This window comes from Paraburkholderia sp. PGU19 (assembly GCF_013426915.1).
In the GTDB taxonomy this organism is placed as follows: domain Bacteria; phylum Pseudomonadota; class Gammaproteobacteria; order Burkholderiales; family Burkholderiaceae; genus Paraburkholderia.
Genome location: NZ_AP023180.1, coordinates 2,344,883 through 2,358,318, shown reverse-complemented (window position 1 = coordinate 2,358,318; position 13,436 = coordinate 2,344,883). Strand labels below are relative to the sequence as shown.

The 13,436-nt window shown below is 65.0% G+C and carries 8 protein-coding genes; 6 read left to right on the top strand and 2 right to left on the bottom strand.

What is annotated here, in order from left to right:
• Positions 1 to 640: 640 nt before the first annotated feature.
• The 4 genes from glgX (at position 641) to treY (ending at position 9,873) form a co-directional block, all read left to right on the top strand.
• Positions 641 to 2,854 (top strand): glycogen debranching protein GlgX, encoded by a 2,214-nt coding sequence (gene glgX / locus H1204_RS28225; protein WP_180731757.1) that lies wholly within the window; start codon positions 641 to 643, stop codon positions 2,852 to 2,854.
• A gap of 90 nt (positions 2,855 to 2,944) precedes the next feature.
• Positions 2,945 to 4,846, top strand: coding sequence for a malto-oligosyltrehalose trehalohydrolase (gene treZ, locus H1204_RS28220; protein WP_180731756.1), 1,902 nt, complete (start codon positions 2,945 to 2,947; stop codon positions 4,844 to 4,846).
• 12 nt (positions 4,847 to 4,858) lie between these two features.
• Positions 4,859 to 7,039, top strand: coding sequence for a 4-alpha-glucanotransferase (malQ, locus tag H1204_RS28215; protein WP_180731755.1), 2,181 nt, complete (start codon positions 4,859 to 4,861; stop codon positions 7,037 to 7,039).
• Complete coding sequence (treY, locus tag H1204_RS28210; protein ID WP_180731754.1) at positions 7,036 to 9,873, top strand: malto-oligosyltrehalose synthase; 2,838 nt, start codon at positions 7,036 to 7,038, stop codon at positions 9,871 to 9,873. Before malQ ends, treY begins: the two co-directional genes overlap by 4 nt.
• A gap of 14 nt (positions 9,874 to 9,887) precedes the next feature.
• On the opposite strand, the gene H1204_RS28205 is transcribed toward treY, so the two are convergent.
• The gene (locus tag H1204_RS28205; protein WP_180731753.1) at positions 9,888 to 11,231 is read right to left on the bottom strand and encodes a hemolysin family protein; all 1,344 of its coding nucleotides are present in this window, start codon (positions 11,229 to 11,231) and stop codon (positions 9,888 to 9,890) included.
• 124 nt (positions 11,232 to 11,355) lie between these two features.
• On the bottom strand, positions 11,356 to 12,156 hold the full coding sequence (locus H1204_RS28200) for a HAMP domain-containing histidine kinase (RefSeq protein WP_180731752.1): 801 nt from the start codon (positions 12,154 to 12,156) through the stop codon (positions 11,356 to 11,358).
• A gap of 124 nt (positions 12,157 to 12,280) precedes the next feature.
• Between H1204_RS28200 and H1204_RS28195 the strand changes: the two genes are divergently transcribed.
• Positions 12,281 to 12,622 (top strand): FKBP-type peptidyl-prolyl cis-trans isomerase, encoded by a 342-nt coding sequence (locus H1204_RS28195; protein ID WP_180731751.1) that lies wholly within the window; start codon positions 12,281 to 12,283, stop codon positions 12,620 to 12,622.
• Positions 12,623 to 12,653: 31 nt separating this feature from the next.
• Positions 12,654 to 13,424, top strand: coding sequence for an AraC family transcriptional regulator (locus H1204_RS28190; protein ID WP_180731750.1), 771 nt, complete (start codon positions 12,654 to 12,656; stop codon positions 13,422 to 13,424).
• Positions 13,425 to 13,436: the final 12 nt, after the last annotated feature.

Sequence of the window (13,436 nt, the reverse complement as noted above, 5' to 3'; positions counted from 1 at the left end):
AGAAAGCGGCTAACACCGCCAACATTTCTCATTGCCTGAGGGCCCCCAAAGGGTCCTACGATTCACACGGCAACGGCTCTGTTGGCGCGTGCTGCCAACGCTTTGAATAAACGCATCACCCGCTTCGAATGCATTTGCACGGCCAAGCGGCAGCGAATGGTATGTGCCGCCCAGGTGGCAAACTGTGTGTAGGTTGTCGCGGCGTATAACTCGGCGCTCTTACGGGGTGGGACGCGTGCCCTATCGGTTCGAAGTGAGGCGTGCGGAGCACCTGGGCCTACACACAGTTTGCCACCTGGGCGGCGGTGGAATAGCTGGCACGGCGTGGTGCGACGCGGGTGTGTGAAGTGGGTGATGCGCTGGCTTGGAGCATTGGCAACGAACGCGGAACAAGCAGGTTGCCGTGTGAAGTGAGGGACCGGTTGGGGGCCCTCAGGCAACAAGAAATGTTGGCGGTGTTAGCCGCTTTCTTTTGCCTACTTTTCTTTGCGGCGGCGCGGCGGCAAAGAAAAGTAGGTGCCGCCCCGCACAGGGGCGACGCTTGAAGCACGCTAACGAATCGCGGATGCCACCGCAGAGGCATAAGGCGGATGCAACCGCAGGAGCAAAACCAAAACCAACAACAACGGGAACACTTGCCATGCCGCACGTACTACCAGACAGACTACTCCCGGGCGCCCCGTACCCATTAGGCTCAACCTGGGACGGCTTAGGCGTGAACTTCGCCGTCTTCTCCGCGAACGCGCAAAGAATTGAGCTTTGCCTCTTCGAGCCAACAGGCAGAAAAGAACTGAAGCGTTACACGCTGCCCGAATGCACAGACGAGGTATGGCACGGCTACCTGCCACACGCGCACCCAGGCACGGTCTACGCATTCCGGGCCCACGGCCCATACCAACCGCAGCACGGGCACCGTTTCAACCCGCACAAACTATTGCTCGACCCCTACGCACGAAAACTCATCGGCCAGTTCCGATGGTCGGACGCATTGTTCAGCTACCGTGTGCACTCGAACAGAATGGACCTCTCCATCGACAGAAGAGACTCGGCGCCAGCCATGCCCAAGTGCGTGGTCGTCGACGAAGCCTTCGACTGGTCCCACGACACCCGCCCCAACGTCCCGTGGAACGAAACCGTCATCTACGAAACCCACGTGCGCGGCGCGTCGATGCTACGCAAAGACCTCCGCACACCCGAACGCGGCTCGTTCGCCGCACTCGCATCGCCGGAATTCATCGAGCATCTGCAAAAACTCGGCGTCACCGCCGTCGAACTGCTCCCCGTCCACGCATTCCTCAACGACCGCTTTCTCGTCGAGCGCGGACTGCGCAACTACTGGGGCTACAACACGGCCGCGTTCTTCGCGCCAGAACCGTCATATCTGACGGCACACCGGCTCGATGAAATGCGCATCGCCGTCCGTCAACTGCACGCGGCGGGAATCGAGGTAATACTCGATGTCGTCTACAACCACACGTGCGAAGGCAATGAGATGGGCCCCACCGTGTCGTGGCGCGGACTCGACAACGCCAGCTATTACCGCCTCATTCCAGGCGATGAACGCCATCACATCAACGACACCGGCTGTGGCAACACGCTCAACATGCCCCACCCGCGCGTGCTGCAAATGGTGATGGATTCGCTGCGCTACTGGTCGACTGCTTTCAATATCGACGGCTTTCGTTTCGATCTCGGCGTCACGCTCGGGCGCGAGCATTCGGGTTTCGATCCCGGCTCGGGTTTCTTCGACGCGCTACGGCAAGATCCCATCCTGTCGCAACGCAAGCTGATTTCAGAGCCGTGGGACATCGGCCCAGGTGGCTATCAGCTCGGCAATCATCCGCCCGGCGTCAGCGAATGGAACGACCGTTTCCGCGATTCCGTGCGCCGCTTCTGGCGCGGCGACGCCGGCATGCGGCCCGATCTCGCCGCGCGGCTGACGGGATCGGCGGATCTGTTCAACCGGCGCTTTCGCAAGCCGACGGCTTCGATCAACTTCGTGACGTCGCACGACGGCTACACGCTGTCCGATCTCGTCGCGTACTCGCAGAAACACAACGAGATCAACGGCGAGAACAACAACGACGGCCACAACGAAAATTACAGTTCGAACTGGGGCGTCGAAGGCCCGACCGACGAGCCCGCTATCGCCGAGGCGCGCGAGCGTGTCTCGCGTTCGCTGATCGCCACGCTGTTCATCGCGCTCGGCACGCCGATGATGCTCGCCGGCGACGAAATGGGCCGCACCCAGCGCGGCAACAACAATGCGTATTGCCAGGATAACGAAATTTCCTGGATAGATTGGGAACGTGCCGCGCTCCCACACGGGCGCAAAATGACTATGTTCTTCGCGCGCATCATCGCGTTGCGAAAACAGCATCCGCTGCTGCGCGAAAACCGCTTCCTGTTCGGCGACCGTGAAGTCTTGCCGGGTCTCTACGACGTCGGCTGGTTCGACGAAAACGGCGAAGCGCTGACCATCGAAGCCTGGCAGGACCCCGAGGGCCGCGCGTTCACGCTGCGGCGCGCGGGCGCAGGCCTGAATGGAGAAACGGAAGTATTGTTGATGATGTTGAACGCATCGGCAGCGGCGTTGCGCTTCATGCCTCCGCCACCGCACCTGGAATGGCATGTGCTGCTGGATACGGCGAACCCTGAGGCGCCGCCCGCGCCGCTCGCGACGCCCGACCTGGAAGTGCCCGCGCACAGCATGGTGGTGCTCGCGGCGCAGCCGACGGGCGACGCGGACTGGCAGGCAAGCTGGCGCGCGGGCGCCCAGTACGGACCGCGTTTGTTGACCGCGTTGCCGCCGGACCCGGGCACGTCGATGCCCGACACGGAGCAGTCCGGTTGACGGCGCGTGCGCCCGAGTATCGACAGAAAGCCCATGCCGGAAGGTCTGCAATGAGTGTGCGTATCAACATGCCGACGAATGGTGACAATCATGCATGAACGTCCTATCGACCCTCACGCGCATCATCACGCGCACTGCCTGCCGTTCGGCGCGCAGCTGCTCGGCGCGGCGAGCGCGAAGCAACGCACGCGCTTTCGCTTGTGGGCGCCGTCGTGCGCGAAGGTGCAGGTCGTCGTCGAAAACGGCGATGGGTCCGGCACGCACGACATGAGCGCGACGGGCAATGGCTGGTTCGAGACAGAAATCGGTTGCGGCGCGGGCACGCTGTATCGCTACAAGCTCGACGGCGCGCTGCTGATTCCCGACCCCGCGTCGCGCTTCCAGCCGCAGGATGTGCACGGCCCGAGCGAAGTGATCGATCCGCGCGCCTACACATGGGAGCACACGGGCTGGTGCGGTCGGCCCTGGGAAGAAACCGTGCTGTACGAACTGCATGCCGGCGCGCTGGGCGGCTACGGCGGCGTGATGAAACGCCTGCCCGCCATCGCGGAGCTGGGCGTCACCGCCATCGAACTGATGCCGCTCAACGATTTTCCGGGCAAGCGCAACTGGGGCTATGACGGCGTGCTGCCTTATGCGCCCGACTCCGCGTACGGGCGTCCCGACGACCTGAAGGCGCTGATCGACGCCGCGCACGCGCACGGCCTCGCGGTGTTCCTCGACGTGGTCTACAACCACTTCGGCCCGGACGGCAATTATCTGCATCAATATGCGAAGCCGTTCTTCCGCGAAGGCACGCACACGCCGTGGGGACCGGCCATCGACTTCGAACGCGGCGAAGTGTGCGAGTACTTTTGCGACAACGCGCTCTACTGGCTCAACGAATATCGCTTCGACGGCTTGCGCCTCGACGCCGTGCACGCCATCGACAACGACGACTGGCTGCGCCGTTTCGCCGATCACGTGCGTGCGCATGTGCAGCACGGACGTCACGTGCATCTCGTGCTGGAAAACGAGCGCAATACGGCGAACCTGCTCGACAGGCATTTCACCGCGCAATGGAACGACGACGCGCACAACACGCTGCACGTGCTGCTGACGGGCGAACATGAAGGCTACTACGCCGCGTACGCCGATCAGCCGATCCAGCGGCTCGCGCGGATACTCGGCAGCGGCTTCGGCTATCAGGGCGACCCGTCGCCGATCCACGACGGCAAACCGCGTGGCCAGCCGAGCGGGCATTTGCCGCCCACCTCGTTCGTGGCGTTCTTGCAGAACCACGATCAGATCGGCAATCGCGCGATGGGCGAGCGTCTGCGCACGCTGTGTTCCGATGACGCGCTGCGCGCCGCCACGGGCCTGTTGCTGCTGTCGCCGCAAATTCCGCTGCTGTTCATGGACGAGGAATATGGGTCGAAACAGCCGTTCCTGTTCTTCACCGACTACACCGGCGATCTGGCGAATGCCGTGCGCGAAGGACGCCGCAAGGAGTTCGCGCGTTTCTCCGCATTCGCCGACGAGAAACGCCGCGCGCTGATTCCCGATCCGAACGATCCGCAAACGCTCGCCATGTCGTCGCCGCCAGCCGAGCGGCACGGCGACACGCCTGACGCGAAGGACGCGCTCGACTGGATGCACTTCTACAAATCGGCGCTCGCCGTGCGCGCGAAGCTGATCGCGCCGCGCCTGCGCCATACAAAGGCGCTCGGTGCAACCGTCCTCAAGGCAGCCGGCGATCGGGACGCGAACGCGCTAACCGCTCGCTGGAAACTCGACGACGGCGAGACGCTCTCCATCGTGCTGAATCTCGGCGATGAAGCCGTGTCGCTCGGCGAGCGCCCTGCCGGCAAGGTGATCTTCGAAACGCCGCCGCGCGTGCGCGATCGCGTCGACGCGGGCGAGTTGCCACCGAACGCATTTGTCGCATGGCTGACAGGCGACGTCAGCGAATATGCCGTCGGCCACGACGCGCGCAAACACGTGCAGACCTAAGGAGTGACACGCGTGGCCACGACCCGACGCCCCGGTATTTCCATCGACGCCCTCGCCGCACGCGCAGGCTTCGAAGTCGAATGGGAAGACGCGCATCACAACAGGAAGCGCGTGCCCGACAGCACGCTCGCCACGCTGCTCGAACGTATGGGCCTGCCGTGCGGCAACGCCACGCAGATTCGCCAGAGCGCGGGCGCGCTCGAAGCCGAGTTGTCCGGCCGCAAGCTGCCGCCGCTGATGACGGTCGAATGCGGACGCGGCATCGGCTTGCCCGCCGCCGCGATCAAGTCGGGCAGCCACTACCGGATCGAACTGGAAAGCGGCTCGCTGATCGATGGCCGCTTCACGGCGCCGAAGGGCGAAGCCGCGCTGCTGTCGCCCATCGACGAGCCCGGCTATCACACGCTCGTGCTCAACGATCACCGGATGACGCTCGCCGTGGCGCCCTCGCAGTGCTACACGGTCACCGACGCGTGGCGCGCGATGCACGGCGACGACACGAACGCGCCGCCGCTATGGGGCATCGCGGCGCAAATTTACGGCTTGCGCCGGGTCGGCGACGGCGGCATCGGCGATTACACGGCGCTGGCCACGCTCGCCATCGAAAGCGCGAAACGCGGGGCACATGCGCTCGCCGTCAGCCCGACACACGCGATGTTCAGCGCGTTGCCGCGCTCGTTCAGTCCGTATTCGCCATCGTCGCGGCTGTGGTTGAACGTCACGCATATCGATCCCGCTGCCGTGTTCGGTGCGCAGGCCGCACAGGCCGCGCTCGATGCGGCGGGCGGCGCCGACGTCTGGCCGCAACTCGAAACGCTGCCGCTGATCGACTGGAAGACGGCGACGCCGCTCAAGCTCAAGATGCTGCGCGTGCTGTTCGAGCGTTTCTGCGCGAACGACCGCGCACAGGACTCGCCGCGCGCGCTGGAGTTTCACGGCTTTTGCGAGCGTGGCGGCCGCGCGCTCGAAGATCACGCGCGCTTCGAAGCGCTGCATGCGTTCCAGTTGCTGCACAGTGGCGAAGGCTACTGGCGCAAATGGCCGGCTGCGCTGCAAGACCCGCGCAGCCCGGAAGTCGAGGCCTTCGCGAACGAACATCGGCATGAGGTCGAGTTTCATCTGTTTCTGCAATGGCTCGCGTCGAAGGGACTGTCGCACGCGCAGCACGCGGCGCGCGACGCGGGCATGGCGATCGGACTGATCGCGGATCTCGCTGTGGGCTGTGACAGCGCGGGCTCGCATGCATGGTCGTATCGCGACGACATGCTGCACGGCGTGTCCGTCGGCGCGCCGCCCGATCTGTTCAACCAGGCGGGCCAGGCGTGGGGCCTCACCACGTTCTCGCCGCGTGCCATGCGCAATCAGGGCTTCTCGGCGTTCATCGACATGCTGCGCTCCGCGTTCGCCTGCGCGGGCGGCATCCGCATCGATCACATCCTCGGGCTGCGGCGGCTGTGGCTCGTGCCCGAAGGCGAGAGCGCGAAAAACGGCGCGTACCTGCGCTATCCGCTCGAAGACATGCTGCGGTTGATCGCGCTCGAATCGTGGCGGCATCGCGCGATCGTGATTGGCGAGGATCTCGGCACCGTACCGCCGGGTTTTCGCGAGCGACTCAGCGAGCATGGCCTGGCGGGTATCCGCGTGCTGTGGTTCGAACGCACGAGGGACGGCAAGGGCTTCATGCCGCCCGCGGAATGGGATAGCGGCGCGGTCGGGACGACGACCACGCACGATCTGCCGACCGTCTCCGGCTGGTGGCGCGGCGAGGACATTGTGTGGCGCAATCGCATCGGTCAGACGGCCGCGCGCGCCGACGGGCGCGATCCTGTCGCGCTCGCGCAGGCCGAACGCGACGACGACCGCGCCGCACTATGGCGAGCATTCCAGCAAGCCGGAGTCGCCGCGCCCGACGTCGATCCGCCGCCGCCCGATAAAGCGCCCGTCGATGAAGCGCTCGCCTTCGTCGCCGCCACGCCGTCGCCGCTCGTCACGTTTCCGCTGGAAGACCTGCTCAGTCTCGTGGATCAGCCGAATCTGCCCGGTTCGATCGACGAGCATCCGAACTGGCGCCGCCGCGTGATCCAGCCCGTCGACGCACTATTCACCGACGCCACCTTCTGCGACCGTCTGCTCGCCATCGAGCAGGCGCGCACCGACTCAACCTCTGCTTCTTCGTTGTCAGATACGCCATGACTGTTCCGCGCGCCACGCTCCGACTCCAGTTCCATCGCGACTTCACGTTCGACGATGCGCTCGCGCACGTCGACTATTTCGCCGCGCTCGGCGTGAGCCATCTGTACGCTTCGCCGATCACGACGGCCACGCCCGGCTCCACGCACGGCTACGACACCGTCGACTACGGCCAGGTCAGCGCCGAGTGCGGCGGCGAAAACGGTCTGCGGCGTCTGACCGACAAGCTGCATGAACTCGGCATGGGCCTGATCGTCGACGTCGTGCCGAATCACATGGGCATGAGCAGGTACAACGCGTGGTGGCAGGACATTCTCGAATGGGGCCGCCATAGCGCCTTTGCGCGCTTTTTCGATGTCGACTGGCACTCGCCCGACCCGGCGCTGCGCGGCAAGGTGCTGATGCCCGTGCTCGGCGCGGCTTACGGCGAGGAACTGATCGCGGGCCGCATCGCGCTGCGCTTCGACGCCGACAACGGGCGCTTCAACATCGTCTATGGCGAGCACGCGTGCCCCGTTTGCCCGATCGATTACGCGGCCATTTTGCAATCGGCGGATCGCGCGGATCTGAGCGCGCTCGCCGAGCGCTTCACGTCGATCACGACGCAGCCCGCGGATCATCCGCGCGCTGCTGAAGGCCGCGAAGCGCTGCGTGAATTCGTGCGGCAGAACGGCGCGTCGGCCATCGAGTTCGTGCTCGAAGCGTATTCGCCCAACGAGCCCGTCACGCGCGACCGCCTGCACCGGCTGATCGAGCGGCAGCACTTCCGGCTCGCGTGGTGGCGCACGGCGTCGGATGAAGTGAACTGGCGGCGCTTCTTCGATATCAGCACGCTCGCGGCTGTGCGCGTCGAGCGTCCCGAAGTGTTCGATGCCGTGCACGCGCTGATTTTCCGGCTCTATGCGGAAGGTGTGATCGACGGCGTGCGCATCGATCATATTGACGGGCTCGCGGAACCGCGCGAGTACACGCAGCGGCTGCGTCAGCGGCTGTCGGAACTGCGCGAGGGCACGACGCCGTATGTCGTCGTCGAGAAGATACTCGGACGCGGCGAAGCGCTGCGCGACGACTGGCCAGTGGACGGCACGACGGGCTACGATTTCATGAACGACGCCGGCGCGTTGCTGCACGATCCGGCGGGCGCGGCGCCGCTCGCCGATGCGTGGGCCGACCTGAGCGGCCGTCCCGCAAGCTTCGCCGACGAGGCGCCGCCCGCGCGCCGCAAGATTCTCGCGGAGAATCTGCCCGCGGAACTGGACCGCGTGTCGCGCGCGCTGCATCGGCTGGCGCGCGACAGCATCACGACGCGCGACTTCACGTACACGGCGATCCGCCGCGTGACCAACGAGCTTGCTGCGCACTTCCCCGTCTATCGCATCTATCCGCAAAACGGCCTGCGCAGCGCTGCTGATAACGCCTACTTCGACATCGCGCTCGATGCCGCGAAGCAAACGCTGTCGCGCGCCGATCATGGCGTACTGGCGCGCGTCGACGCGTGGCTCGGCAGCGGCGCCGACGAGAACGGCAATGGACGCAACGCCGCGTATCAGGCGCCGCAGCAGAATGGCGGCGCGGGCGCGTTCAATCACACGGCGTCCGCGCGACGTACCGTGCAGACGCTGTTCTCGCAACTGACGGCGCCCGTCGCCGCAAAGGCCATCGAAGATACCGCGTGCTATCGCTACGGACGTTTGCTGTCGCGTTGCGAAGTGGGCGCGGACCCGGGCGAGTTCGCGCTGACGGTCGAACAGTTTCACGCGGGCAATCAGGAACGCGCGCGGCGCTTTCCTCACGCGCTGCTCGCGACGGCGACGCACGACCACAAGCGCGGCGAGGACACGCGCGCGCGCCTCGCCGTGCTGAGCGAAATCGCCGACGAGTGGACGGCGACGCTGCGCGCATGGACGACGTTGAACACGCCGCACCGGCGCGCGCTGGATGGCAACGCCGACGACTGGGCGCCCGGTCCCGGCGCCGAGGCGATGCTGTATCAGACGCTGGTCGGCTGCTGGCCGCCCGGACTTTCGCCCGACGACGAAGCGGGCGTCAAGGCGCTCGCTGAACGCGTCGCGCAATGGCAGGTGAAGGCGCTGCGCGAGGCGAAGCTGCGCACTACGTGGCTCGCGCCTGACGAAGCTTTTGAAAACGGCTGCCGTGAGTTTCTGTTCGATATTCTCGCGCCGCAGCGTCGCGATGGATTCCTGCGCGAACTGAGTGGGTTCGTTGCGCGCATCGGCCGGGCGGGTGTGGTGAATAGTCTGCAGCAGACCTTGCTGCGGCTCGCTTCGCCTGGCGTGCCCGATCTTTATCAGGGCACCGAACTATGGGATTTCAGTCTCGTCGATCCCGACAACCGGCGGCCTGTCGATTTCGCGCAGCGACAGGCGCTGCTCGCCGAGGCGCCGCCTTCCGATTACCTCGCTGGCTGGCGCGATGGCCGCGTGAAGCTCGCGATCAATCAGCGGATGCTCGCGTTACGCATGCAGATACCTGAATTGCTGAGTAGCGGCAGCTATACGCCGCTCACGGTGCAAGGCAAGTACGCCGCGCATGTCATTGCGTTCGCGCGGCGGCAAGGCAACTGCTGGGCGGTGGTGATGGCGACGCGGCTCTCGATGGCGCTGCTCGATGCCAGCAGCGACTTGCCGATCGTCGATCCGATTGCGTGGGACGATACGGCCGTGCAGATGCCCGAAGAACTGTTCGGGCGGGCGTTGTTCGACTGGGTGAGTCCCGCTGCGCCGAAGGTCGAAGATACCGGGCTGCTGTATCTGCGTGATGCGCTGACGACGATGCCTGTGGCGGTGCTGGTTGAGGATGGGGTGCCGCGGGTGTGACGGCGTGTGACACCTCAACCACCCTCATCATCAAACGTCTTCGGATACACCCGCACGAGCACGATGCGCGGCCCCTTCATCCTCTTCACGACGACATCAAAACGGTCGAAGTCGACGCGCTGCCCTTCTTCCGGCAGATCGCCGAGTGCGTTGATCACCAGACCACCGACAGACTCTGCGCTGCCCTCGTCGATATCGATACCGAGCGCGCGCTCCAGCGACACCACGGGCAAGCTACCCTTGCCCATCAGCGTGCCGTCGTCCATGCGTGTCCAGTCGGCGTCGCCCTGACGGAACTCGTCGTGAATCTGGCCGACCAGCGCGCCGAGCAGATTGTCGAGCGTCAGGAAGCCGATCGGCTTCGCGTTCTTCCGGCCGACCAGCGCGAGATGCGGCGCGCCCTTGCGAAAGCGCCGGAACAGTTCCAACGCGGGCATCTCGGGCTTCACGTACTGCACAGGGCGCACGTAGCGCGACAGGTCGTCGAGCGTGCTGCCCGCGTGGCGCGCCAACAGCAGATCCTTCAGATGGATGGTGCCCGCGACGCGCTCGCCCGTCGCATCCTCGAGCAACGGATAGCGGCTGAAACGATGGCGCGCGATGATCTGCATGTTGTCGCGCCACGGCAGATCGCGGCGCAGGCTCACCAGTTCATGCGCAGGCCGCATCAGGTCGGACACGGTCATGCGTGAGAAATCGAGCGAATGCGCGATCGTGTTCCATTCGTCCTGCGAATAGGCGTCCTTCGAGCCGTCGAGTTCGTTCGTGACGCTCGCGCTGCGGCCTCGCAGAATCAGCTTCAGTTCTTCTGTGGAGTAATGTGTGTCGCCGCCGTGATCGGCTGTCAGACCCGCTATGCGCAGCACCGCGTTCGCGCTCGAGTTGAGCACCCAGATGGCCGGGTACATCGCCCAGTAAAAGCCATACAGCGGCATCGCCGTCCACAGCGAGACGTGCTCGGATTGACGAATTGCCAGCGACTTCGGCGCGAGTTCGCCGACCACGATATGCAGGAACGAAATGCAAGAGAACGCGAAGAACAGCGATATGCCGTGAATCAACTGCTCGTTCTGGATGCCGAGCAGATGGAACACAGGGTTCAGCAGTTCCGCGAAGGCCGGCTCGCCGATCCAGCCAAGCCCCAGCGACGCGAGCGTGATGCCCAGCTGGCACGCGGACAGATACGCATCCAGCCGCCCATGCACCTTCCCGAGCAGCTTGCCGCGCAAGCCGTGCTTCTCCGCGAGCGTTTGCACACGCGTCTGCCGCAGCTTGACGAGACCGAATTCCGCAGCAACAAAGAAACCGTTGAGGGCAACGAGCAACAACGCGCCAATGAGGGCGACGAACTGGATCAAAGCGAAGAACTCCGGCGACAAAAGTCGTCAGTATAGAGCGCGAAAGGCAGGTGAAAGCGCTGAGCGCGCATGAACTGGCCATCCGGCCAGGTCACGCGCGATTCCGTGTGCGTGCGCGTGTGTGTCATGCGCCGGCGAGCGGCACACGCAGTTTCAGTGTCGTCGGCTGGCCGTCGGCCCATTCGCCCTGTTCGAACGCGCCGTCGTGCGCTTCGGCAATGCGCTTGCACAATCCCAGCACCCACGAAATGCGGCTGGCTTCGCGCGGCTGCGTCGCTTGCGCGCGCGCGAAGTTTTCGAGCACGTGAGGCAGCGCAGCGTCCGTCAGTGCAGCAGGCGTGGCTTGCCACGTAACCGTGGCGCGGAACATCGACGCATCGACGTCGGCATCGAGCGTGACGGTCGCGCCGCTCGCGCTCGCTTCCACCGCGAACGCGACGAGCAGCCACAACGCAGCGGCGAGGCGCTCGCGGTCGGCGTCCATCTGCTGCGCGGCGAGCGGCGAGTTGAGTTCGAGAGCGACGCCACGCCGCACGGCGAGCGCTTCTCGCACATCGCCGATCGTCTCATCGAGCAACGGGCGCAGCGCGAACGCCGCGCGCTTCAATACAAGCGCTTTCGTCTCGGCGCGCGTCGTATCGACGATCGATTCGAGCAGCTTCACCTGCTGCTCGACGCCGTTACGAATGCCTTCGAGCGCGCGTTGCGCGGTGGCATCGTTCGCGTCGATCTTGCGGTCGAGCACATAGGCCCAGCTATGAATGGCATTCAGCGGGCTGCGCAGGTCGTGCGAGACCAGTGACAGCACATGATCGCGCATGAAGAGCGCCGTTTCGGCGCAGCGTCGCGCGGTTCGTTCGGCGACGGCAAACGTCTCCTCGTTGCTGCCGGAAGAAGACGGAGTAGACGTGGTCACGATCGACATCCTCGTTGGCGGTTCACCGTTGGTTGCAGTCTGGACATTATAGGCATGGCCGTTCAGCCGATCTTCGCGACGGCAGGACAACACGCCTACAATAGCGGTTTCGAACGATTACAAGGAGCATCGCATGACTACTGTCACCACTGCATCGGGCCTCAAGTACGAAGACCTGACGGAAGGCACGGGCGCTGAAGCGAAGGCCGGCCAGACCGTCAGCGTGCACTATACCGGCTGGCTGACCGACGGCCAGAAGTTCGATTCGAGCAAGGACCGCAACGACCCGTTCGCGTTCGTGCTGGGCGGCGGCATGGTCATCAAGGGCTGGGACGAAGGCGTGCAGGGCATGAAGGTCGGCGGCGTGCGCAAGCTGACCATTCCGCCGCAACTCGGCTATGGCGTGCGCGGCGCAGGCGGCGTGATTCCCCCGAACGCGACGCTCGTGTTCGAAGTCGAATTGCTCGGCGTCTGAGCGTTTCCGCTGTTTTTCCGGTTGCTTTGTGATGAGCCACGCCGTTATCGACGCACCCAGCGTTTCCCTGCGCCGTTATGGCACCGTGGAAGCGTCGGACGTGCACGACTTCCATCAGATCGTGCTCGGTCTGGACGGGTCGATGGTGATGATTGTGGACGGTGTCGCGCAGGAAATCGACCGGACGTCCGCGTGGCTCATTCCAGCGGGCTCGCGGCATGACTACGCGGGCGTCGGCGAGAACCGGCAGCTCGTGCTCGATCTGCCCGCGTCGTCGGTCGCCGTGCCGCAACGTCTGTTCGACCGGGCGCGCGCCGTCCCCGTCGATTCGTCGCTCGCGCAACTGGTTTCGCATATTGCGGGCCGCGCGACGGGACATATCGATGGCGATGCCGCATGGCGGCGCTTCAATTGGGACGCCGCCGCCCGCTTATGCGCGGCGATCATCGAAGACACGGGCATGGCGGATGCTGCGCCGGGCGCCCGTCTCGACTTCGCGCGTATCGACGCCTGGCTGCGTGCGCGTCTGTCCGAGCCGCTGCGCATCGCTGACCTCGCCGCGCACTGCGGCTTTGGCATGCGGCGCTTTCATCAATTGTTCATCGACGCATTCGGCGAAACACCGCATCGCTATTTGCAGCGTCTGCGGCTGGATACGTCGGTCACGCTGCTCGCCGATCCGCACCGCTCATTGACCGACGTCGCGCTCGAAGTCGGCTTCGGCGATCAGAGCGCCTACACGCATGCGTTCACGCGGCGCTTCGGAATGGCGCCGGGTCAATGGCGCGCATTGCTGCATTAAGCGTTGCCGTAT